At 71.6% G+C, this 22,349-nt stretch carries 21 protein-coding genes; 10 read left to right on the plus strand and 11 right to left on the minus strand.

What is annotated here, in order from left to right; genetic code table 11:
* Nucleotides 1–124 precede the first annotated feature (124 nt).
* Nucleotides 125–751, plus strand: coding sequence for a hypothetical protein (locus ACFWTC_RS28505; protein WP_383920069.1), 627 nt, complete (start codon nt 125–127; stop codon nt 749–751).
* Between the two features lie 215 nt (nt 752–966).
* Here the strand turns inward: ACFWTC_RS28505 and ACFWTC_RS28510 are convergent, their stop codons facing one another.
* The 3 genes from ACFWTC_RS28510 to ACFWTC_RS28520 all read right to left on the minus strand — a co-directional run bounded on the left by ACFWTC_RS28510 (nt 967) and on the right by ACFWTC_RS28520 (nt 3,561).
* Complete coding sequence (locus ACFWTC_RS28510) at nt 967–2,250, minus strand: extracellular solute-binding protein (protein ID WP_383920066.1); 1,284 nt, start codon at nt 2,248–2,250, stop codon at nt 967–969.
* A gap of 265 nt (nt 2,251–2,515) precedes the next feature.
* The gene (locus ACFWTC_RS28515) at nt 2,516–3,133 is read right to left on the minus strand and encodes an SMI1/KNR4 family protein (protein WP_383920064.1); all 618 of its coding nucleotides are present in this window, start codon (nt 3,131–3,133) and stop codon (nt 2,516–2,518) included.
* Nucleotides 3,134–3,192: 59 nt separating this feature from the next.
* Complete coding sequence (locus ACFWTC_RS28520) at nt 3,193–3,561, minus strand: DUF192 domain-containing protein (protein WP_383920062.1); 369 nt, start codon at nt 3,559–3,561, stop codon at nt 3,193–3,195.
* Between the two features lie 314 nt (nt 3,562–3,875).
* Between ACFWTC_RS28520 and ACFWTC_RS28525 the strand changes: the two genes are divergently transcribed.
* A complete protein-coding gene (locus ACFWTC_RS28525; RefSeq protein WP_383920059.1) occupies nt 3,876–4,685 on the plus strand; it encodes a prepilin peptidase in 810 nt (269 codons plus the stop codon).
* 143 nt (nt 4,686–4,828) lie between these two features.
* Here ACFWTC_RS28525 and mgrA read toward each other — a convergent pair whose 3' ends face one another.
* The gene (gene mgrA / locus ACFWTC_RS28530) at nt 4,829–5,866 is read right to left on the minus strand and encodes an L-glyceraldehyde 3-phosphate reductase (RefSeq protein WP_384028957.1); all 1,038 of its coding nucleotides are present in this window, start codon (nt 5,864–5,866) and stop codon (nt 4,829–4,831) included.
* 125 nt (nt 5,867–5,991) lie between these two features.
* On the opposite strand from mgrA, the gene ACFWTC_RS28535 reads away from it, so the two are divergent.
* The 6 genes from ACFWTC_RS28535 to ACFWTC_RS28560 all read left to right on the plus strand — a co-directional run bounded on the left by ACFWTC_RS28535 (nt 5,992) and on the right by ACFWTC_RS28560 (nt 12,466).
* Nucleotides 5,992–6,753, plus strand: a complete 762-nt coding sequence (locus ACFWTC_RS28535) for an isoprenyl transferase (protein WP_267718261.1) — start codon at nt 5,992–5,994, stop codon at nt 6,751–6,753.
* Between the two features lie 332 nt (nt 6,754–7,085).
* On the plus strand, nt 7,086–8,402 hold the full coding sequence (locus ACFWTC_RS28540) for a PhoH family protein (RefSeq protein ID WP_383920053.1): 1,317 nt from the start codon (nt 7,086–7,088) through the stop codon (nt 8,400–8,402).
* 404 nt (nt 8,403–8,806) lie between these two features.
* Complete coding sequence (locus tag ACFWTC_RS28545) at nt 8,807–9,544, plus strand: transglycosylase SLT domain-containing protein (RefSeq protein ID WP_384028981.1); 738 nt, start codon at nt 8,807–8,809, stop codon at nt 9,542–9,544.
* A gap of 114 nt (nt 9,545–9,658) precedes the next feature.
* A complete protein-coding gene (locus ACFWTC_RS28550) occupies nt 9,659–10,990 on the plus strand; it encodes an AI-2E family transporter (protein ID WP_384028955.1) in 1,332 nt (443 codons plus the stop codon).
* A gap of 23 nt (nt 10,991–11,013) precedes the next feature.
* The gene (locus ACFWTC_RS28555) at nt 11,014–11,748 is read left to right on the plus strand and encodes a hypothetical protein (protein ID WP_383920048.1); all 735 of its coding nucleotides are present in this window, start codon (nt 11,014–11,016) and stop codon (nt 11,746–11,748) included.
* A 19-nt stretch (nt 11,749–11,767) separates the two neighbouring features.
* Nucleotides 11,768–12,466: a hypothetical protein gene (locus ACFWTC_RS28560; RefSeq protein ID WP_384028953.1), complete on the plus strand. Its 699-nt coding sequence runs from the start codon at nt 11,768–11,770 to the stop codon at nt 12,464–12,466.
* 99 nt (nt 12,467–12,565) lie between these two features.
* Here ACFWTC_RS28560 and ACFWTC_RS28565 read toward each other — a convergent pair whose 3' ends face one another.
* On the minus strand, nt 12,566–13,111 hold the full coding sequence (locus tag ACFWTC_RS28565; RefSeq protein WP_384028951.1) for an alkyl hydroperoxide reductase: 546 nt from the start codon (nt 13,109–13,111) through the stop codon (nt 12,566–12,568).
* A 3-nt stretch (nt 13,112–13,114) separates the two neighbouring features.
* Nucleotides 13,115–13,669: a peroxiredoxin gene (locus ACFWTC_RS28570; RefSeq protein WP_383920040.1), complete on the minus strand. Its 555-nt coding sequence runs from the start codon at nt 13,667–13,669 to the stop codon at nt 13,115–13,117.
* A gap of 135 nt (nt 13,670–13,804) precedes the next feature.
* On the opposite strand from ACFWTC_RS28570, the gene ACFWTC_RS28575 reads away from it, so the two are divergent.
* Nucleotides 13,805–14,755 carry a hydrogen peroxide-inducible genes activator gene (locus ACFWTC_RS28575; RefSeq protein ID WP_383920037.1) on the plus strand — a complete coding sequence of 317 codons (951 nt, stop codon included), beginning with the start codon at nt 13,805–13,807 and terminating at the stop codon, nt 14,753–14,755.
* 40 nt (nt 14,756–14,795) lie between these two features.
* Here the strand turns inward: ACFWTC_RS28575 and ACFWTC_RS28580 are convergent, their stop codons facing one another.
* The 5 genes from ACFWTC_RS28580 to ACFWTC_RS28600 all read right to left on the minus strand — a co-directional run bounded on the left by ACFWTC_RS28580 (nt 14,796) and on the right by ACFWTC_RS28600 (nt 19,753).
* Complete coding sequence (locus tag ACFWTC_RS28580) at nt 14,796–17,153, minus strand: ABC transporter permease (RefSeq protein WP_384028949.1); 2,358 nt, start codon at nt 17,151–17,153, stop codon at nt 14,796–14,798.
* Nucleotides 17,150–17,836 (minus strand): ABC transporter ATP-binding protein, encoded by a 687-nt coding sequence (locus ACFWTC_RS28585; RefSeq protein ID WP_383920031.1) that lies wholly within the window; start codon nt 17,834–17,836, stop codon nt 17,150–17,152. The genes ACFWTC_RS28580 and ACFWTC_RS28585 overlap by 4 nt, the downstream gene beginning before the upstream one ends.
* Nucleotides 17,833–18,357, minus strand: a complete 525-nt coding sequence (locus ACFWTC_RS28590; RefSeq protein ID WP_383920028.1) for a PadR family transcriptional regulator — start codon at nt 18,355–18,357, stop codon at nt 17,833–17,835. Before ACFWTC_RS28590 ends, ACFWTC_RS28585 begins: the two co-directional genes overlap by 4 nt.
* 206 nt (nt 18,358–18,563) lie before the next feature.
* On the minus strand, nt 18,564–18,848 hold the full coding sequence (locus tag ACFWTC_RS28595) for a hypothetical protein (protein WP_383920025.1): 285 nt from the start codon (nt 18,846–18,848) through the stop codon (nt 18,564–18,566).
* Nucleotides 18,845–19,753 carry an SPFH domain-containing protein gene (locus ACFWTC_RS28600; protein WP_383920022.1) on the minus strand — a complete coding sequence of 303 codons (909 nt, stop codon included), beginning with the start codon at nt 19,751–19,753 and terminating at the stop codon, nt 18,845–18,847. The genes ACFWTC_RS28595 and ACFWTC_RS28600 overlap by 4 nt, the downstream gene beginning before the upstream one ends.
* Before the next feature lie 232 nt (nt 19,754–19,985).
* Between ACFWTC_RS28600 and ACFWTC_RS28605 the strand changes: the two genes are divergently transcribed.
* Nucleotides 19,986–22,262 (plus strand): transglycosylase domain-containing protein, encoded by a 2,277-nt coding sequence (locus ACFWTC_RS28605; RefSeq protein WP_383920019.1) that lies wholly within the window; start codon nt 19,986–19,988, stop codon nt 22,260–22,262.
* Nucleotides 22,263–22,349 lie beyond the last annotated feature (87 nt).

A 22,349-nucleotide genomic window follows, 5' to 3' on the forward strand; every position in this document is an offset into this window, starting at 1 on the left:
GCGGTCCAGCTCCAGTACGCCGTCCTGCACGAGCAGCGCCACCACCAGGTGGGCCGGGCTCCCGTACGGGTGAAAGCGCGCCCGGCGTCGTTCCGGCCCCCCGCGGACGCCCGTTGGTCCCGGCATGAAGCGCACCCGCATCGCCGCTCTCGCCCTCGCCGCAGCCACCGCGGCCCTCGCCCCCGCCCTCGGCCAGGCGGCCACCGCCGCGGAGGGGACGGCCTTCCTCCAGGACCCCGCCGGCGGGGAGAAGTCCATGAAGTCGATGTGGACCAAGGACGAGATGCACAAAGTGGAGGGCCAGTTCCGCTTCCACCCCGGGATCCAGTACAAGACGGTCACCAAGCCCGGCCCCTCGGGCGCGCCGGAGTGGGAGCGGAAGGTCGCCGACCCCAAGACCCTGGCGTGGCGGCCGTCGTACGAGTTCGCCTGGTCGGTGTCGGACTCCACGCTGGTCAAGAAGGCACTGACCACCAAGGACGGCAAGCACCCGATCGTCGTGCACGCCGTACTGCGCACCGCGAAGCGGGCCGTGGCGGGAGAGGTGCGCGAGGAGCTGACGGGCAGCGCGGCGACGGGCCGCAAGAAGGTCGCGGGAACCAGGCGGATCGCCTGCGACACCGGTGAGTACACGGTGGAGTGGTCGGTCACGCGCTCGGGCTACGGGACGCTGACGGGCACCCTGCGCTGGGACTCCAGCTGCGAGGAGTACCGCACCGCCTTCTCCGCCGACCACGGCAAGCAGGGCTGACGCGGACCGCGGGGGCCGGGCGGTACGCGGACCGGGCGGGGCCGGGGAGGCGCGGGCCGGGCGGGGCCGGGAGGCGGGGGCCGGCCGCCCCGCGCACCTTGTGGGTGCTCGGCGGGCGACTGGGCCGGCGGCCTCGGATCGAGTGCCGTACTGGCCATCGTGCCGCACGGGGGTGGGAGGCGGCACGGGGCGAAGGTCCCGTCTCACGGGGCCCTTCAGTTCTTCTTTGCCGCCTCGTTCGCCTGGGCGGCGATGTCGTCGAGCACGGCCTTCGGGTCGCCGGCCGGCTCCACGGCCCGCCCGATGTTGCGCTTGATGGTGTCGCTGACCTTCACCCAGGACGGGTCGTTCACCGGGTAGAGCTGGGCGCCGCGCAGCGCGGTGAGGAACAACTGGTCGTTCGTGTCGAGGCCGCCGCCGGCCGGGGTGCGCGAGGCGGAGACGGTGGACGGCAGCAGGTGGTAGCGGCCCGCGAAGTCCGTCAGGTTCTTGTCCTGGTACACGAAGTCCAGGAACGCGCCGATCTCCGCACGGTTGCCGTTCTGCTTGAACGCCATCATCCAGTCGGCGACGCCCACGGCCGGCGTGCTCTCCCCGGCGCCGAGGGTGTTCGACACCGGCATGTCGACGGTGCCGACGGTGATGCCCTTGCCCCGCGCCTCGTGCGCGAGCGAGGGGTAGCCGTTCAGCATGCCGACCTCCCCGCGCAGGAACGCGGCGAAGGCGTCGGCGCGGTTGAGCTGTCCGGGCGGGGTGGGGCCGACGAGTCCCGGCGTGACCAGGTTGTCCTTGACCCACTGCCAGGTCTCGACGTTCTGGTCGGAGGCGAGGCTGTAGTTGCCGCTGCTGTCGGCGTAGCCGCCGCCGTTGCTCAGCTCCCAGATCATCGCCTCCGCGTGCGCCTCCTCGGGGCCCAGGGGCAGGGCGAACGGGTACTTCACGCCCTTGTCCTTGAGGGCCTTGGCGGCGGTCTTGAGGTCGGCCCAGGTCTTGGGGGCGGCGACGCCGGCCTTCGTGAAGAGCGCCTCGTTGTAGAACAGCAGGCGGCTGCTCGCCACGAAGGGCAGGCCGTACAGGGTGTTGCCGACGGAACCGGCCTCGGCGAGGGGCTGGAGGAAGTTCGCCTCGGCGGTGACCGAGAGGAGCTCGTCGGCGGGATAGAGCTTGCCCTGCGCCGCGAAGTCCGAGTAACCGCCCATGAGGGCCAGGTCCGGGGCGTTGCCCGCCTTGACCATGCGGGTGACCTCGCGGTCGATGTCGGTCCACGGCAGGAGCTTCACCTCGACCTTGATGCCGGGATGGGCGGCGGTGAAATCCTCCGTCAGCCTGTCCCAGAAGGCCTTGGAGCTCGTGGCCGGGGTGTCGCCGTACTCGGCGGCCACCAGGCGCAGCGTGCCGCCCCCGTCGGCGCCGTCGTCGGACAGCCCGCATCCGGCCACGGGTATCAGCAGACCGAGCACGACCGTGGTGGCGGCCGCACTGAAGATTCTTCGTCGCACGGGTGTATTCCCCTGATTTTCTTTTGGATCCCGTTATTACTTATGAGTTACTCCGGGTCGAGGTGTCCCTCCATGGCCCGTTGGCCGGAATTCTCTCCTGAGGGAGGGGTGGTTGATTCCATTGGGGGCGTCTTTGTGGTCAATGCTCCAACTGGGGCTTTTCCGACTGGTGTTTTCCGATATGTGATCAACATTCCGGACGCGCGTAGACATGCCGAAAAGCCCGTTTCCTGTCGCGGAACGGGCCCGGGCGGGGGAGCGTCGGTCAGTCGGCGAACTCGCCGGCGTACGGGTCGGGCTCGCCCGTCTCCGGGTTGCGGCCCTCCTGCCACCGGCGCTGCGCCTTCCTCCAGTGCACGAAGCTGAGGTGGCCGCCGTCCCAGAACGTGATGCTGACGGGGCTCACGTCGAACTCGTCCGAGCAGAGCCGGTAGAGGAACTCGGCCATGCCGTACGGATACACGGCGAAGGAATCGGCCGTGTGCCGCCCGCACACCAGGACCGGCCACCGGTTCGGGTCGGGGTCGGAGGTGAGCCAGCACAGGATGTCGGACCCGCCGGTCACACCCCAGGCGACGATCGCCTCCGGGTCCACGTCGAAGGCCGCGCGGCCGCCCTCGGCCTCCCAGACCTGCCGGGCGTTGCCGGTCTCCTCGGCCATCTGGGCGGGATCCCACTGGAGCCCCGGCTTGGGCAGCGGCAGCAGGATGCTGGCCTCGCCGTTGATCGAGCCCGCGCCGTAGCGGCCCATGAAGGCGACGAAGTCCGCCGGGAACCGGATACCCCACACCGCCTCGGCCGCCGGCCAGTCGATGTCCTCGTCGGCGCCGTGCGTCGCCGGCATGATCTGCTCCAGCGCCTTGATCCGCGCGTTCTCCGTCATGCCGCTCCCCTGCCACCCCAGCTCAACCGCCCCAACCTACCGCCACGCCGCAGCACCGCCTACCCGGGCGTGAGACGCCCGGGTACGTCCACCTTCACGGTGGTACCGGCCGTCAGCCCCCAACCGGCCATCGCGCCCGCCGCCGCCTCCAGCACGTGCCGGGAGCGGAGCCGGGGCAGCCCGAGGTGGCCGGGGCGCATCGTGACGACCGCGAGCACCCGCAGGTGCCGGTCCAGGTGGGCCACGTCGATCGGGAACCGCATCCGGAACGTGTGCACGCTCGCCGCCGGGGTCAGCAGCAGCGCCCCGTCGACGCCGTCCCGCCCCAGCAGGCCGCGGGTGCGGGCCCGGTAGGAGGCGGCGATCTCCAGGGGTACCGCCACGTCTCCGACCCGGAGGGTGGCCGTGCCGTCGTGCCAAGTCGCCATGGCGGCACCTTAGGTGGTCGCGGTTCCGTCCGGGGGGTGCCGGTCCCGTCCGGGGTGCGGGTGCGGGTGTGGGTGCGGATGTGCGTGCCGGTGCGGGTCCGCTGCCGGGGCTCCGCCCCGGACCCCGCGCCTCAAGCGCCGGCGGGGCTGGGGGTGCGCCTCAAGCGCCGGCGGGGCTGGGGTGGGCCTCCGGTGTCGGCGGGCTGGGGGTGGGTCTCAGGTGCCGGCGGGCTCGGGGTGGGCCTCCAGTGCCGGCGGGGCTCCGGGTGCGTGCGCCCTGGCGGGGTGGGGCGGGCGGCCCTACCGTTCGGCGGATGGGTGTGGTCGTGATCGTGCTTGCCGCCGCGTACGGGCTGGTCGCGGGGCTGCTGCTGCCGCGCGCCGCGTACCGCCTCTCCGTCCCGCCGGGGGAGCCCTGGCGGGACCGGTGCCCGGAGGGGCACCCGCTGTACGGCTGGCTCGGCCCGGCCCGCTGTGCGCCGCGCCGGAGCCGGACCGGTGAGCCGGCGGGGGTGTCGGCGGGATCCGCCGCGCCCGCTCCGGGAGCCGCGGACCCGCCCGGGGTCGCGGTGGCGCACCGGTACGGGCGGCGGGGCGTTCCGCTCGCGCTGCTGGGCGGGGTCGTGTGCGCCGCGGTCGGGGCCGCCGCCGGGTGGCGGCCCGAGGCCTGGGCGTTCGTCGGGCTCGCGCCCGCCGCCCTGCTGCTCGCGCTCGTCGACCGGGCCGTGCACCGGCTGCCCGACGTCCTGACCCTGCCGCTCGCCGCCGCGACCGCGGCCCTGCTCGGGGCGGCCGCGGCGCTGCCCGGCGCCGCGGGCTCCTGGCGGCTCGCGCTGCTCGGCGGGGCCGCGCTCGGAGGGGCGTACCTGGTGCTCTTCCTCGTGAACCCCGCAGGCATGGGCTTCGGCGACGTCAAGCTGGCGCTCTCCCTGGGGGTCGCTCTTGGGTGGTACGGGTGGGGGGTATGGGCCGCCGGGGCCTTCCTGGGCTTCCTCTACGGGTCCCTGTACGGCCTCGCCCTTGTCCTGCGGGGCTCCGCCACCCGCAAGCAGGGCTTCGCCTTCGGACCCTTCATGGCGGCCGGGGCTCTCACCGGATTGCTGCTGGGTGGTTTCGGAGCGTAATCGTGGCGCGGCAATGCACGCATCACGCTTTACGAAGGGTTATGGTGGAACTCCCCCCCTCGGGCCGGTCCGTATCCCCCCCACGGACCGGCCCGTTTTTTGTTCTCCGCGCCCCGGGGCCCGGCCGCCGGCGATAGCGCAGGTCAGCCGCGCTGGGCCCAGATGTTGGCGCCGGGGGTGGACACCGCGAAGGAATCGATCTCCTCCAGCTCCGCCTCCGAGAGCGGCGCCCCGGCCAGCGCGGCCACGTTCTCCTCCAGCTGCCGCACGCTCGACGCCCCGATCAGGGCCGAGGTCATGCGCTCGTCCCGGAGCACCCACGTCAGTGCCAGCTGCGCCAGCGACTGACCGCGCCGCGCCGCGATGTCGTTCAGCCCGTTCAGCCGGCGCACCACGTCATCGGACAGCAGGTCCGGGTTGAGGGACTTGCCCTGCGTGGCCCGCGAGCCCTCCGGGATGTCCTTGAGGTACTTGCCGGTCAGCAGCCCCTGAGCCAGCGGCGCGAAGGAGATGCAGCCCATGCCGGCCTCCTCCAGGGTGTCCAGCAGCCCGTCCTCCTCCGTCCAGCGGTTGATCATGGAGTGCGAGGGCTGGTGGATCAGCGGCCGCACCCCCATGTCGCGCAGGATCCGGGCCGCCTCTGCCGTCTGCTCCGCGGTGTACGAGGAGACGCCGACGTACAGCGCCTTGCCCTGCTGGACCGCGGACGCCAGGGCGCCCATGGTCTCCTCCAGCGGGGTCTCCGGGTCGAAGCGGTGCGAGTAGAAGACGTCCACGTAGTCGACGCCCATCCGCTTCAGCGAGGCGTCGAGGGAGCCGAGCAGGTACTTGCGGCTGCCCCACTCCCCGTACGGGCCCGCGTGCATCAGGTAGCCGGCCTTGGTCGACAGCACCAGCTCCTCGCGCAGGGACGCGAAGTCCTGCGCGAAGACCTTGCCGAAGTTCAGCTCGGCCGAGCCGGGCGGAGGACCGTAGTTGTTCGCCAGGTCGAAGTGGGTGACGCCGAGGTCGAAGGCCCGGCGCAGGATCGCCCGCTGGGACTCCAGGGACTTGTCGTCACCGAAGTTGTGCCAGAGGCCGAGGGAGATCGCGGGGAGCTTGAGGCCGCTGTGGCCGGTGCGTCGGTACTCCATGGAGTCGTAGCGGGAGGGCTCTGCCCGATAGGGATTGGTATCAGTCACGTTGTCCTCCCTATCACGGAGTTGTGACAGACCGAGTTGGGTACCCCTCCCCACCGCGCAGTAATGTGGCGCACTCGGGGGACCGCAATTCGCACGGGGGCATTGCACGGAGGGGCTGGAAGATCGTGAAGCTGCGCGACCTGGTGTACAGGCTCTACGCACGCCGGGTGGAAGGCCGCCTCGACCATGATGCGGCGCCCAAGCACATCGGCGTCATCCTGGACGGGAACAGGCGCTGGGCGAAGGCGTCCGGAGGCACGACGGAGCAGGGCCACCAGGCCGGAGCCGACAAGATCTCCGAGATGCTCGGCTGGTGCACGGAGACGGACGTCGAGGTCGTCACCCTGTGGATGCTCTCCACGGACAACCTGGACCGGCCGGAGGTCGAACTCCGCCCCCTGCTCAACATCATCGAGAACACCGTGCGGGGCCTCGCCGCGGACGGCCGCTGGCGCGTCCACCACGTCGGCAACCTGGACATCCTGCCCGGGCAGACCCAGACGGTCCTCAAGGAGGCCGAGCAGGCCACCCACGACGTCAACGGGATAACGGTCAACGTCGCCGTCGGCTACGGAGGCCGCCAGGAGATCGCCGACGCGGTCCGCTCGCTGCTCCTGGAGCACGCGCAGAAGGGCACCTCCTTCGAGCAGCTCGCCGAGATCCTGGACATCGACCACATCGCCGAGCACCTCTACACGCGCGGCCAGCCCGACCCGGACCTCGTGATCCGCACCAGCGGCGAGCAGCGGCTGTCCGGATTCATGCTCTGGCAGAGCGCGCATTCGGAGTACTACTTCTGCGAGGTCTTCTGGCCGGCCTTCCGGAAGGTGGACTTCCTCCGGGCCCTGCGCGACTACGCCGCCCGTCACCGGCGGTACGGAACCTGACGTCACCGGGACGGCCGACACCCCCTCGGCGCATTCCCGGCCCCGACACGCCCTTCCCTCGAAGCCTTCACCAGGGATTCACCGAGCGTCCGTCATATGCCATGGCATGGCCTGGCCTGATCGGGGAATATCCCTTTCAGGTCGATGCCCGATCCACGGGTGTCGAGTCTCAGCGGACGGCATGGGGTCGTCCGCCCGGGAGGCCCTTTGCACCAGGACGCGCGTGCGGTTCGCACGGTCGGACGGGAGGGCCGGAAATCGGCCCTGGCATGGGTGCCGATGACCGGTCCGGTCTTCATGGCCCGACCTCTTCCGAGGGGGTACGTCCTTCCGTGGTGACCAGCACGAAGCGCCGCCTGCCCGACAGGCGGACCTATGTCCTCGACACCAGCGTCCTGCTGGCAGACCCCAACGCGATCTCCCGCTTCGACGAGCACGAGGTCGTGCTCCCGATCGTGGTGATCACCGAGCTGGAGGCGAAGAGGCACCATCCCGAACTCGGCTACTTCGCCCGCCAGGCACTCCGCCTGCTCGACGACTTCCGGGTCCGGTACGGACGTCTCGACGCACCCATCCCCCTGGGCGATCTGGGCGGCACCCTGCGTGTCGAGCTCAACCACTCCGACCCCGGCGTCCTGCCCGCCGGCTTCCGGTTGGGGGACAACGACTCGCGGATCCTCGCCGTCGCCCGCAACCTCCAGGCCGAGGGGTACGACGTCACGGTCGTGTCGAAGGATCTCCCGCTGCGCATCAAGGCCTCCTCCGTGGGGCTGATCGCCGAGGAGTACCGCGCGGAGCTCGCGATCACCGACGCCGGATGGACGGGGATGAGCGAGCTCGCCCTGTCCGGGGAGCAGGTGGACCTCCTCTTCTCGGAGGAGCGGCTCTACGTCCCCGAGGCGGCGGAACTGCCCGTGCACACCGGGCTGGTCCTCCAGTCCGAGCGGGGCAAGGCGCTGGGCCGCGTCACGGCGGACGGGAACGTGAAGCTCGTACGGGGCGACCGCGAGGCCTTCGGGCTGCACGGCCGCAGCGCCGAGCAGCGGATCGCGCTCGACCTCCTCCTCGACCCGGAGATCGGGATCCTCTCGATGGGCGGCCGGGCCGGCACCGGAAAGTCGGCACTGGCGCTCTGCGCGGGCCTGGAGGCCGTGCTGGAACGGAGGCAGCATCAGAAGGTGATGGTCTTCCGGCCGCTGTACGCGGTCGGCGGGCAGGAGCTCGGCTACCTGCCCGGGGACGCGTCCGAGAAGATGAGCCCCTGGGCGCAGGCGGTCTTCGACACCCTCTCGGCCGTGGCCGGGCGGGAGGTCATCGAGGAGGTGCTGAACCGGGGGATGCTGGAGGTCCTGCCGCTCACGCACATCCGCGGCCGCTCGCTGCACGACGCCTTCGTGATCGTGGACGAGGCGCAGTCGCTGGAGCGCAACGTCCTGCTGACCGTCCTGTCCCGGATCGGGGCCAATTCGCGGGTGGTCCTCACCCACGACGTGGCCCAGCGGGACAACCTCAGGGTCGGCCGGTACGACGGAGTGGTCGCCGTGGTCGAGAAGCTGAAGGGGCATCCGCTCTTCGCGCACATCACGCTGACTCGTTCCGAGCGGTCCCCGATCGCGGCACTGGTCACCGAGATGCTCGAAACCCTCTGACCTCCGGAGGACGCCCGAAAGGGTCAAAAACCCCATAGGGGGAAAGCGAGTTGACGCCGTCCGGCAAAGGCCGAGGAGCCTAGCCGGACGGCGTCGCGCTGCACAGCCCTTTGGCGAAAACAACGGTGACATGCCAGGTGTGACCTTTCCCACGCAGTGGAGAATTGCCCTGTGCCGCCGCCGTCCGGCAGAGTCTGGTTTCCGTCAGGCCCCGCATACGGCACACCTGTATCTCCCGTGAGGTACGCGCAGCACCACAACTCCACACTCGATGCCGTATGCCGCCCGGATTCACACGGCAGCCCCTGCAAGGGAGTTGTCCACGGGCCAGCGTCTCCAGCGACCAATGCACCACGGAGGCCAGTGTCGAGGGGCACTCTTGCGCCCGCCCGGTCCTGCGGACGCTGCTGGAAGGACACCATGTGAGTCGGATCTCGGTCCGGGGGTTCGCAGTGGCTTCGGCCACCGCGGTCACCACCGTGGGCGCAGTCGTGGGAGTTGCCGCAGGCGACCCCACCACGAACGATCTCGAGACGACCGCGTCGGGCGCGACTCTCCTCACAGACATCCCGGTCGGCGACCAGGCTCAGGTCCAGAGCGCGTCCCTGACGCAGCAGGCCGACGCCATCGTCCAGGCCGCCGACGCCGACGCCAAGCGCTCGGCCGAGGAATCGGCGCGGATCCAGGCCGCCGAGACCGCCAAGACCAAGAAGGCGGAAGCGGAGAAGGCCGCGGCGGACAAGAAGGCCGAAGCCGACGCCAAGGCCAAGGAGGACCGCGAGGAGAAGGAGCAGGTCGCCAGCCGCTCCGCCGCCCGCGACGCCGGCGACTTCGCGCCGCAGAGCTCGTACACGGTCGCCCAGGTCAAGGCCATCGCGCAGCAGATGGTCCCGGCGGCCCAGTTCCAGTGCTTCTCGAAGATCATCAACCAGGAATCCACCTGGAACTACAAGGCCGTCAACTCGTCCTCGGGCGCGTACGGTCTGGTCCAGGCGCTCCCGGGTTCGAAGATGGCCTCGGCCGGTGCCGACTGGCGCACCAACCCCGCCACGCAGATCAAGTGGGGCCTGAACTACATGGAGGACCGCTACGGCGGCCCCTGCCAGGCCTGGAGCTTCCACCAGGCCAACGGCTGGTACTAGGCGCGGCCACTGAGCCCCGCCCGACTCCGGGAAGCCCCGCACCGTCCTACGGTGCGGGGCTTCCCGCGTGTACGGTCGGATGTCTGTGACCAGTGGGGCGGGGAGAGGAACGACATGTCGAAGTGGGCAGGCTGGCTCGGCCGGCTCGGGAACAGGCTGAACCGGATGGAGGCCCGGCTCGACGAGCGGCGCGCCGAGGTGGAGGCCGAAACCCGGGGCGACCTGCCGCGCTCCGCCGCGTCCGCCCCGTCCCGCCCCGAGGCGCACGGGCACGCCGTCGCGCGGTCCGCCCCCGAACGCCCCGACCCGGTGAGCGTGGTCCCGTGGGGCGTACGGGTCGCCGCGGAGGTCAGCTGGCGCCTGCTGCTCCTCGCCGGGATGCTCTGGGTGCTGATGAAGGTGATCAGCGAAGTCCGCCTGGTGGTCCTGGCCTTCGCCGCAGCCCTCCTCGTCACGGCGATGCTCCAGCCCTTCGTGGTCCGGCTGCGCCGCCTCGGCCTGCCCCGGGGCCTGGCCACCGCCGTCACCGCGATCCTCGGCTTCGTCGTCATCGGGCTCGTCGGCTGGTTCGTGGTCTGGCAGGTGATGGACAACCTCGACGACCTCTCCGACCGGGTCCGCGACGGCATCAACGAGCTCAAGCTGTGGGCACTGGACAGTCCGTTCCACGTGACCGAGAAGCAGATCAACGACATCGCGAAGAACCTCAGCGAGACCATCGGCACCAACACGGAGGAGATCACCTCCGCCGGGCTGCAGGGCGTGACGGTGCTCGTCGAGGTCCTGACGGGCATGCTGCTCGCGATGTTCTCGACGCTCTTCCTGCTCTACGACGGCAAGCGGATCTGGACCTGGGCGCTCGGCCTCGTCCCCGCGCCGGCCCGCCCCGGTGTGGCCGGAGCCGGACCGCGCGCCTGGCGCACGCTGACCGCGTACGTGCGCGGCACCGTTCTCGTCGCGCTCATCGACGCCATCTTCATCGGCCTCGGGCTGTACTTCCTCGACGTGACGATGGCCGTGCCGCTCGCCGTCTTCATCTTCCTGTTCGCCTTCATCCCGCTCGTCGGCGCCGTCATCTCGGGCGCCCTCGCGGTGGTCGTGGCGCTGGTGACCCAGGGGCCGTTCATCGCGGCCATGGTCCTCCTCGTGGTCCTGGCGGTGCAGCAGATCGAGGGCCACGTGCTCCAGCCCTTCATCCTGGGCCGCGCGGTACGGGTACACCCCCTCGCGGTGGTGCTCTCGGTCGCGGCCGGCGGGCTGATCGCGGGCATCGGCGGGGCCGTGGTCGCCGTACCGCTGGTCGCCGTCACCAACACGGCGGTCGGGTACCTGAGGGCGTACTCGCGCGAACAGCAGCTGGACGGCGCGACGCCCGCGGGGCCCGCGCCGCACGGGGCGACGGCCGTGGAGCGGGAACCGGACGAACCGGCGGACGGTCGGGCCTAGCGGGCCACACGGGGGGCGGGGAAATGATCAGCGAGCCCGAGCTCGACGGGGAATGGGAGTCCGCGCGACCGGCCGAAGTGGCGGAACAGGCCCCGCCGCCCGAACGGGGGCCCGGCCGGCCGTGGCGGTGGGTCGCGGCGACCGCGGTGGCCACCTCGGTCCTGTGGGGGGTCGGCCTCTACGCCTTCGGGGACCGGCTGGCCCGGCCCGAGATGCGCTACCGGGTCCCGGACAACCTGTGCGAGCAGTTCGCGGCGGAGGCACTGAGCCCGCTGCTGTCCGACCTGTCGAGTTCGACGGAGATGCACCACGAGAGCCGCCATCCGGCCATCGACTGGGCGTCCTGCGGCCGCTCCGACAGCAACCCCATGGGGTCGGACAACTACATGCTGCAGGCCGAGGTCGAGCTCCACAAACGGACCGACCCGGCCGCCGAGTTCGAGGCCGGCGGCCAGTACGACCGGATGTTCGGCACGCCGGACGGGGGCATGTCCTGGGAGCCGGTGTCCGGACTCGGGGAACGGGCGCTGATCAACGCGCGCGGGGACGGCTCCGACGTGCACCTCAAAGTCCGCGACGGGGGGACCGTGTTCAGCCTCCGGCTGATCTGGATCGGCGGTCCCGCACGGGACGCCGACGCCCCGCAGGAGGGCGGCGAGGGCGACGGAGGGGAAAGCCGTGCGCGGCCCGGCCGGAAGGCCCTGGACGCGGCCATGACCAAAGACGTGCGGGCGCTGATGGCGGCGCTGCGCACGTGACGACCGCGGGGGGAGAGCCGTGATATCGGAGCCCGAGATCGACGGGGCGTGGGACGACTACGGCAGCGCGGCCCGGGCGACGGCCGCCGGACCGGACGAGGTGGGCGCGGCCGCGCCCGTACGGGGCCGGCCCTGGTGGTGGGCGCTGGGCGGGGCGGTGGCCGCCTCGGCGGTGTGGGCCGCCGTCCTGGGCATGGCGGACCGTAAGGGCCAGGAACCGCCGCCGCTGGCGTACCGCATCAGCCAAGACCTGTGCCGGGAGGCGCCGTTGTCCGCCCTGGCGCGGGCCGCAGGCGTTGTCGGACCGACGTCGCCGAGTCTGGGCGAGAGCCCCGCGGGCGACTGGGCGTACTGCTCCTACAGGTCCTACGCGGCGGGCTCCGCCGCCGAGGAGGTGGTCTACGGGGCCGAGCTGCTCGTGGAGCTGCACAAGAAGGCCGACCCCGAGGCGGAGTTCGCTGCCGGACCGGGGCTCACCCCGCACCTGCGGCGCGGGGCCGTGCGGCACGAGGAGGTGGCGGGACTCGGCGAGCGGGCCCTGCTCACCGACTCCGTCGGGGACCAGGGGCCGCAGCTCCACGTCCTGGACGGCGGCGCCGTGTTCACCCTCTCGGTGGAGTGGTCGACCGGGCCGGACGACGAGACGCCGGACGAGGACGCGATCAAGGCGGCCATGATCGAGGACGTACGGGCTCTGATGGCCGCACTGAGGAGCTGACGGCCGCGCCGGGGGAGCGACCGCACGCGCAGGGCCCCGCTGCCGGGATCGGCGGCGGGGCCCTGCGCGTCGTGCGGTACCGCGTCGTGCGGTGGGGACCTACTCGGCGGTGGCGGCGGCCAGCGTCGCCTCCCCGTCGAGGGTGACCGCGACGGCCTGGATCACCGAGGCGATCTTGAAGGCCTCCTGGACCGTCTCGCGGTCGACGCCGGCCTTGCGCAGGACCTGCTCGTGCGAGTCCAGGCACTGGCCGCAGCCGTTGATGGCCGAGACGGCGAGCGACCACAGCTCGAAGTCGACCTTCTCCACGCCCGGGTTGCCGATGACGTTCATCCGCAGGCCCGCCCGCAGCGTGCCGTACTCCGGGTCGGAGAGCAGGTGGCGGGTGCGGTAGAAGACGTTGTTCATCGCCATGATCGCCGCGGCGGACTTGGCGGCGGTGTACGCCTCCGGCGACAGGTTCGCCTTCGCCTCCGGCTCCAGCTCACGCAGGACCTGCGGGGAGCGGGCGGCGATCGCGCAGGACAGGACCGTGCCCCACAGCTGCTGGGCGGGCAGGTCGCTGTTGCCGATGACCGAGCCGAGGTTCAGCTTCAGGTCCTTGGCGAAGTCCGGTATGGCGGACTTCAGGGAGTCGAGGGACATCCGTCACTCACCGGCCAGCAGCGAGCCGGCGTCGAGGGTGCCCTCGCCCTTGTTCCAGTTGCAGGGGCACAGCTCGTCGGTCTGCAGGGCGTCGAGGACCCGCAGGACCTCCTTGGGGTTACGGCCCACGGAACCGGCGGTCACCATCGTGAACTGGATCTCGTTGTTCTGGTCGATGATGAAGACGGCGCGCTGGGCGAAGCCGTCCTCGCCCTGGATGCCGCACGCCTGCATGAGCTCGTGCTTGGAGTCGGCCAGCATCGGGAAGGGCAGGTCACGCAGGTCGGCGTGGTCCTTGCGCCAGGCGTGGTGGACGAACTCGGAGTCGCCGGAGACGCCGAGGACCTGGGCGTCGCGGTCCAGGAACTCCTCGTTGAGCTTGCCGAAGGCGGCGATCTCGGTCGGGCAGACGAAGGTGAAGTCCTTCGGCCAGAAGAACACCACGCGCCACTTGCCCTCATAGGTCTTGTGGTCGATCTGGGCGAACTCGCTGCCGGCCTCGAGCGAGACGCAAGCGGTCAGATCGTAGGTGGGGAACTTGTCGCCGACAGTGAGCACGTGCTCTCCTTGCGCATCGGGAAGTGACCTTTTTGAGGGCTTTCCCAGGGGGTTGGACGGATCTCACATGCTGACACAGCTGCATTGATTACGGAAATAGCTACTCTTGTGTCGAGTGATCGGAGGTGCCTATCAGTGGCTATCGGTAACAGGGGAGTGAAGCAGCCGACCCTGGCGCAGCTGCGCGCCTTCGCGGCGGTCGCCGAGCACCTGCACTTCCGGGACGCGGCCGCGGCCATCGGCATGAGCCAGCCCGCGCTCTCCGGGTCCGTCTCCGCGCTGGAGGAGACCCTCGGCGTGCAGCTGCTGGAACGGACCACCCGCAAGGTGCTGCTGTCCCAGGCCGGCGAGCGGATCGCCGCCCGGACCCGCGTCGTACTGGACGCCGTGGGAGGGCTGTTGGAGGAGGCCGAGGCCGTACGGGCCCCCTTCACCGGGGTGCTGCGGCTCGGGGTGATCCCCACGGTCGCCCCGTACCTGCTGCCGACCGTGCTCGGGCTGTTCCACCGCCGCTACCCGCGGATGGACCTCCAGGTGCACGAGGAGCAGACCGACACGCTGCTGGAGGGGCTGGCCGGCGGCCGCCTCGACCTGCTGCTGCTCGCGGTCCCGCTCGGGATGCCCGGGGTCACCGAACTACCCGTGTTCGACGAGGACTTCGTCCTCCTCGCGACGCGGGAGCACCCGCTGGCCGGGCGCCGGGACATCCCCCGCGAGGAACTGCGGGGGCTCCAGCTGCTGTTGCTCGACGAGGGGCACTGCCTGCGGGACCAGGCCCTCGACATCTGCCGCGAGGCCGGGCGCACGGCGGGCGCGGACGTCACGACCACGGCGGCCGGACTGTCCACGCTCGTACAGCTGGTCGCCGGGGGACTGGGCGTGACGCTGCTGCCGCGGACCGCGCTGCGGCTGGAGACCGCCCGCAACGAGTACCTGGCCACCGGCTGCTTCGCCGAGCCGGCCCCCTCGCGGCGGATCGCGCTGGCCATGCGGACCGGGACCGCGCGGCAGGAGGAATTCCGGGCGATCGCCGCCGCGCTGCGCGAAGCCGTACGGCCGCTGCCCGTGTGGCCCACCGACGGGTAGCGGCCCCCGGCCCGGGGGGACCGGCCCTGCCCCCCGGGGCTCACTCCGTACGCAGGCCGTCCGGGCGCATCAGGCGCAGCAGCGGCGGCAGGCTGAGCAGGGTCACCAGGACGACCACGCCCGCGCCGACGCCGGTCATGCCCGCCACCGAGGCCCAGTCCACCTGGACGGGCCGGCCCGCCATCCGCACCAGCACCGCGCCGAGGCCGATGCCCACCACCGCCGCCAGACCGAGGCCGAGCCCGACCGGCAGGGCCGTCTGCCAGAGCACCGACAGGCTCAGGGTGGAGCGCTTGGTGCCGAAGGCGACGAGGGAGGACAGCAGCTTGCGGCGCTCGCGCAGCTGCTCCAGCTGCGAGACCAGCAGGCTCGCGCCGATCAGGACGAGCACCCCGACCGCGCCGAAGAACAGCCCGACGCGGATCGTGGAGTACGGACCGGCCTGCCGGGTCGACTTCAGGGTCATCGCGGTGGCGAACGGGTCCGCCTTGAACGCGGCCGTGCGGACCCGGTCCAGGGCGTCCGGCACGGAGTCGTCGAGCTGGACGAAGATCTGCGCGGACTGGGCCGCCTGCACGCCCTTCGGCGCCGCGGCCGGGGTCACCAGCAGGCCCGTGCGCAGCTGGCCGACGGGGTCCTCGCGGCTGGCGACGGTGCGGGCGGCGGCCGGGAGGGTCCACGTGACGGCCTTCTCGGCGTCCGGGGTCCCGTCGTCGTAGCCCAGGACGTTGCCGGCGTAGAGCCGGTCGCCCGGCTTGGCCGTGGTCCCGTACGCGCCGGTGTCCCGGGAGGGGGAGCCGGTCAGGACGAACGCGTCGCCGTCCGCGCAGGAGTCGAGCACCGCCACCTCGCGCAGCGCCTCGCAGGTACCGGCCGTGACGGGGATCCGCCGGTCCGCCGCGGGAATCTGGTGCGCGGCGTCGAAGGTGGTCAGCGGCACGGTCTTGGAGATGCCCCGCGTACCGGAGATCTCCTGGGCGAGGGCGGCCGCCCGGGACTCGGTGCCGCTGTGCATCAGGATCGAGACCGAGGCCCGGGCCGGGTCCTCGCCGGTGTCCTTCGTGTAGTTGCCCTCGACGCCGCTGAACAGCATCTGGAGGGCGATGGCTCCGGCGACGGCGACCGCGATGCCGTTGACCAGGCGGGCGGCGGCCCCGCTGCCGACCTGGAGGCGGCGTACGGCCAGCTGCCAGGAGACCGGGCCGCCGGACAGCCGCCCGACGAACCGTTCCAGCAGCAAGGGCAGCAGGGCGGTGACCCCGACGAGGAGCAGCACGACCCCGCCGGTGACCTGCCACTCGTTGAAGTAGCCGCTCTCGTTGCCACGGCCCATCAGCGGGACGAGGAGCGCCAGTCCGCCGAGGGGCAGCAGCAGCCGCCACCAGACGCGCCGCTTGCGGGGCGTGGCCGTCCGTACGACGCCGAGCGGTTCGATGACGACCCCGCGCAGGGCGAGCAGGGTCACGGCGACGGCCGCGGCGGGCACCGCCACGGCGACCAGTGCGGCCAGCCACAGCGTCGGGTCGAGGTCGGCCGGGAAGACACTGCGCTGTTCGACGGTGAGCGTGCCGACCAGCCAGCGGCCGACCACGAAGAAGCCGGCCCCGAGCACCAGCCCGATCAGGGAACCGGCCAGAGCCTCGCCGGCGGCGATCCGGCGGACCATGCGGCCGTCGGCGCCCACGAGCCGCAGCGCGGCGAGCCGCCGGTCGCGCCGCTCCCCGCCGAAGCGGACGGCGGCGGCGATGAACACGGCGACGGGCGTGAGGAGGGCGACGAACGTCAGCACGATCAGCAGCATCAGCACCGGGTCGGGCTTCGGCGTCTCCATGGTGTTGGCGAAGCCGGTGACCCGCTGGACGCGGTGGTCGGCGGGGTCGGTCTTCGCCGGCTTGTCGCTGCCCAGGTAGAAGAGGAGCTCGCCCGGACCGACCAGGCCGGCGTCGGCGATGACCTGGGTGATCGGGCCGTCGAGGCGCTCGCGCAGCAGCGTGCCGTCCGCCGAGCGCAGCAGCGCGTCCAGGGCGGGGGAGACGGCCAGTTCGCCGACCCCGGGGATCCGCTCCAGGCCCGGCGGGACCGGTGCCTGCGGCCCCTCGGCGAGGACCAGGAAGCCGCCGATGTCCAGGCCGCGGTACGTCGTGTTGCCGTTCGCGACGAGCAGGCTGTCGGCGCGCGGCCCGTCGGCGGTGGGCGCGGTCAGCGTGGAGCGGGCGTCGCCGCGCTCGTTGCGGGCGGCGAGCGCCCCGGGCAGTGCGGTGGTCAGGAGCAGCAGTGCGACGCCGAGGCCGACGCCCGTGCCGGTGAGCGCGGTGCGGGTCCAGCCCTCGCGGCCGCCGCCGAAGGCGAAGCGGACGCCCATGGCGAGGTCGCGGGTCCAGGCGCGGAGCGTGTTCATACGATCCGCTCCATGTCGCGGGACCTGCCGTCGCGCACGACGATCTCGCGGTCGGAGTAGGCGGCCACGCGGGTCTCGTGCGTGACGAGGACGACCGCCGCGCTGGCGGAGCGGGCGGCCTCGGTCAGCAGCTGCATGACGAGCTCGCCGTTGAGGGAGTCCAGGGCGCCGGTCGGCTCGTCGGCGAAGATGACCCGGGGCCGGGTGACCAGGGCGCGGGCCACGGCGACGCGCTGGCCCTGGCCGCCGGAGACCTCGCCGGGGCGCTTGGCCCCGAGGTCCTCGACCTGGAGCCGCTCCATCCAGTGCAGGGCGGTGGCCTCGGCCTCCTTGCGCTTGACACCGGTCAGGCGGAGCGGGAGGGCGACGTTCTCCACGCAGGTCAGCTCCGGCACGAGCTGGCCGAACTGGAAGACGAAGCCGAACTCGCTGCGGCGCAGGGCGCTGCGCCGGCCGTCGTTCATGGCGGACAGTTCCTGTCCGGCGTACGTGATGGAGCCGGAGTCGGGCGTGACGATGCCGGCGAGGCAGTGCAGCAGCGTCGACTTGCCCGAGCCGGAGGGGCCCATGACGGCGACGACCTCGCCGGGGTGGATGGAGAACTCGGCGCCGTCGAGCGCGGCGGTGGGTCCGTACGCCTTCCGCAGGTCCGTGGCGGCGAGGAGCGAGCCGGCCGGGGTCATCGGCGTACCTCCCGGGAGAGCTGGTCCAGGCGGGCGGCGGTGAGTTCCAGCCACCGCAGGTCCGCTTCGAGGTGGAACAGGGCGTGGTCGCAGACCAGCTGGTCGGCGAGGTCGCCCTTGCGCTTGCGCTGGGTCAGGATGCGCATCAGGCGCAGGTGTTCCGCGCGCTGGGTGTCCAGGAGCTCGGCGGCGCTGCGGCCGGTGAGCAGGGCGAGGACGACCTTGGTGTAGAGGGTCGAGTGGAGATACGGCTCGGGCTTCTCGGGCTGGGCGAGCCAGGCCTCGACGTCGGTGACCCCGGCGTCGGTGATGGCGTACCGCTTGCGGTCGGGACCGCCGCCGCTCTCGATCCCGTCGACCTCGACGAGGCCGCTCTTCAGGAGGCGGGACATGGTCGAGTAGACCTGTCCGTAGGCGAGGGGGCGGTCGTGGCCGAACTTCTCGTCGAATGCGCGCTTGAGGTCGTAGCCGTGGCGCGGGCCGGCCTCCAGGAGGCCGAGCAGGGTGTGACCAATGGACATGCGGAGGACTGTACACGGGGTGTATACCCCCGGTGTATACGTGGTGGGTATAGCTGGCGGGAAAGTGTCCTTCCGTGCAGATCGGCGGCGCGTGTCACGATCCCGCACGGGGCCGGGGCCGGGGCCGGGACCGCGCGCGGGCCGGGTCGGGCGCGCCGCATCCGACCCCGCCCGCGCCGCCGTCCGCCCCTACCGCCGCCCGCCGGTCAGCCGCCGGCGGGGCCGGAGCCGGACTTCGGGGGGCGGCCGCGGCGGGGGAGGGGGCCCGGGACAGGGGGCAGGCGGCCGGCCTCGGAGAGGGCACGGCGCAGGAGGAACTCGATCTGGGCGTTGGCGCTGCGCAGCTCGTCGCCCGCCCAGCGGGCCAGCGCGTCGTACACCTGCGGGTCGAGGCGCAGCAGTACCTGCTTGCGCGCCTGCCGGCCCGCGGGCGGCCGCCCGGGCCCCGGGCCCGGGTCGGCCGGGGGCGGTGTGCCCTCGGACGGGGTCACTGGTGGAGGGTGCCCGTGTTGATCACGGGCTGGGCGGCGCGGTCCCCGCAGAGGATCACCATCAGGTTGGAGGCCATCGCGGCCTTGCGCTCCGCGTCCAGCTCCACGATGTCCTCCTCCTGCAGTCGGGTCAGGGCCGGTTCGACCATGCCCACCGCCCCTTCCACGATCTGCCTGCGGGCCGCCACGACCGCGCCCGCCTGCTGGCGCCGGAGCATCGCGGAGGCGATCTCCGGAGCGTACGCGAGGTGCGTGAAGCGGGACTCGACGATGTGCACGCCGGCCGCCTCCACACGGGCGTGCAGCTCGATCGCCAGCTTCCCGGTGATCTCCTCGGCGTTCCCGCGCAGCGACAGCCCGGCCTCGTCGTGGGCGTCGTACGGGTACTCGATGGCTATGTGCCGGACCGCGGCCTCGGTCTGGGTCTCGACGAACTCGGTGAAGTCCTCGACCTCGAAGACGGCACGCGCGGTGTCCTCGACCCGCCACACCACGACCGCCGCGAGCTCGATCGGGTTGCCGTGCGCGTCGTTGACCTTCAGGACGGCCGTCTCGTGGTTGCGGGCCCGCGTGGAGATCATGCGGCGCGAGGTGAACGGGTTGACCCAGCGCAAACCGTCCGTGCGGATCGTGCCCCGGTAGCGGCCGAACAGCTGGACCACCCGGGCCTGGCCCGGGGAGATCGTGTTCAGCCCCGTCATCGCGATGACCGCGGCGAGGGTCAGCAGGATGCCGCCCGCTATCAGCGCCGCCTTGACGGCGGCGGCCGCGGCCAGGGCGCCGCCCGCGATCAGCCCCGCCCCCGCGACCACGCCCACCAGGCCCAGCAGCAGGGGCAGGCCGCCGCCGACGCTGCGTGCGGTGAACTCCCGTACGCCTTCCGGTATGACGGCCTCGGTGGTCATGGTTTGCCCCGTTTCGCGTGATGGCCGCCCGTGGGTCGCCTAGCAAAGTGATAACACTTTTCCTTCGTACGGCAACCCTTCGGGCCCCACGTGCGTCGGTTCCACTGGTGTGGGTGCTGATTCTCACGTCCGAATTGGGCGGTATTGAACAAAGTTGACCATCCTTTGTCACAGCCTGCGGTGTTAGCTTCGTTAGCTGACGTCGGGGGGGTAATCGAGCGGAGCGGGAGCGATGGGCCGAGCAGAAGTGCGTAAGGCGCAGCAGCAGCGCGGTGCGCGGCGCGCGCCGAGCGGACACGGTGAGGGCGAGGAGAGCGCCGGCAAGCGCAGTGGCATACGCCGGTTCTTCACCTGGAAGAAGATCCTCGGCACCTTCCTCGGGGGGATCCTGCTCCTGATGACCGCCGCGGTCGTCCTCTACTTCTCCGTGAACGAGCCCTCCGACCCGAACAAGCTGGCCGTTCAGCAGAGCAACACCTACAAGTGGTCCGACGGGACGGTCATGGCCCGCGTCGGCAAGACGAACCGCTCGATCGTGCCGATCGACAAGATCCCGGAAGACGTCCGGACCGCGTTCATCGCCATCGAGAACAAGTCCTTCTACCAGGACCGCGGCATCGACGTGATGGGCCTGGCCCGCGGCCTGTTCAACACCGTCACGGGCAAGGGCAAGGCCGGCGGCTCGACGATCACCCAGCAGTACGTCAAGAACTACTACCTGACCCAGGACCAGTCGGCGACGCGCAAGCTGCGGGAACTCGTGATCTCCCTCAAGGTCGACCAGCGGCTGGAGAAGAACGACATCCTCGCCGGTTACCTGAACACCAACTTCTACGGCCGCAACGCGTACGGCATCCAGGCCGCGGCCCAGGCCTACTACGGCGTCGACGCCGACAAGCTGACGCTGGAGCAGGGCGCCTACCTCGCCGCCGTCATCCAGGCCCCCAGCCAGTACGACTGGGCGACCGCCGGACCGAACGGCAAGAACCTGGTCATGATCCGCTTCAACGCCGTCCTCGACAACATGGTCGAGATGGGCAAGCTGGACGAGGCCAAGCGCAAGGCCGTGGTCTTCCAGGAGCCCATCAAGCCCAAGCCCACCCCGGGCATGGACGGCCAGAAGGGCTACCTGGTCCAGGCGGCCGAGGCCGAGATGAACCGGCAGAAGATCACCGACGCCGAGATCGCCGCCGGCGGCTGGGAGATCACGCTCAACATCGACAAGAAGAAGCAGGAAGCGCTGGAGAAGGCGGTCAACGAGGAGCTGGAGTCCAAGCTCGACCGCAAGGACACCAAGAACCGCCCCCAGGACCAGAGCGTCCAGGCCGGCGCCACCTCCGTGGACCCCAAGACCGGCGCGATCGTCGCGATGTACGGCGGGACGGGTCTGGCGGACAAGGACCGGAGCAACGCCCTGCGCGAGGACTACCAGCCGGGGTCGACCTTCAAGCCGGTCGTGCTGGCCTCCGCGCTGGAGACCGGCGCCACCACCCAGTCCGGCAAGCCGATCACCCCGAACGCCCTCTACGACGGCACCAGCAAGCGCCAGGTCGTCGGCAGCAAGATCCCGTTCAACCCGCAGAACCAGGACGACAAGGACTTCGGCAAGGAGATCACCGTCCAGGAGGCCACCAACTTCTCGGTGAACTCCGTCTACGCGCAGATGATCGTCGACGTCACGCCGCCCGCCGTGAAGAAGACTGCCCTCGCCCTCGGCATGCGGACCCGCGAGGGCTGGCCCGAGGACAAGCCGGCCATGTCGCTCGGCACGATGAGCGCGAACACCGTCGAGATGGCCGCCGTCTACGCCACCCTCGACAACCACGGCAAGAAGGTCACGCCGACCATCGTCAAGTCCGCCGAGCACAAGGACCGCGAGTACACGCCCGAGGCGCCCATCGGCAGCCAGGCCGTCAGCCGCCAGACCGCCGACACCGTCACCAAGGTGCTCACCGGCGTCGTCAACGACGGCTCCGGCAGCAAGGTCAAGAGCAGCGCCTACGAGGCGGCTGGCAAGACCGGCACCACCGAGTCCAACGTGGCCGGCTGGTTCACCGGCTACACCCCGGAACTCGTCACCGTCGTCGCGATGTTCGGCGAGGAGCCGGGCACCCACAAGCAGGTCACCCTGACCGGCACCGCCGGCGGCGGCCGCGCCGGTGGCTCCAGCTTCCCCGCCGAGATCTGGAAGTCGTACACGCTGGCCGCGCTCAAGGGCGCCAAGACCGGCGAGTTCGACGTGTCGGAGGCGGAGATGGGCGCCCCTCAGGCACCGTCCCGCAGCCCCTCCCCGTCGCCCACGCCGAGCCCGTCCGCCAGCCCGGTGCCCTCGCCCAGCAGCAGCCCGCCAGCGAGCAGCCCGACCCCGACGAAGAGCGTCACCAAGTCGCCGGACCCGACGAAGAGCGCCACCAAGTCGCCCGATCCGACGAAGAGCGCCACCAAGTCGCCGGACCCGTCGAACAAGCCGCCGGACCCGCCGCTGTTCCCGCAGAACCCCGAACGGTGACAGCATGCCGCCCCGCAGCCTCCACGGCTGCGGGGCGGTGTCGTTTCCCGCGGGCGGTACGCCGGTCCGGCGCGTCAGCCGCCCGAG

Origin of the sequence: Streptomyces sp. NPDC058619 (assembly GCF_042717785.1) — a bacterium.
Lineage (GTDB): Bacteria > Actinomycetota > Actinomycetes > Streptomycetales > Streptomycetaceae > Streptomyces.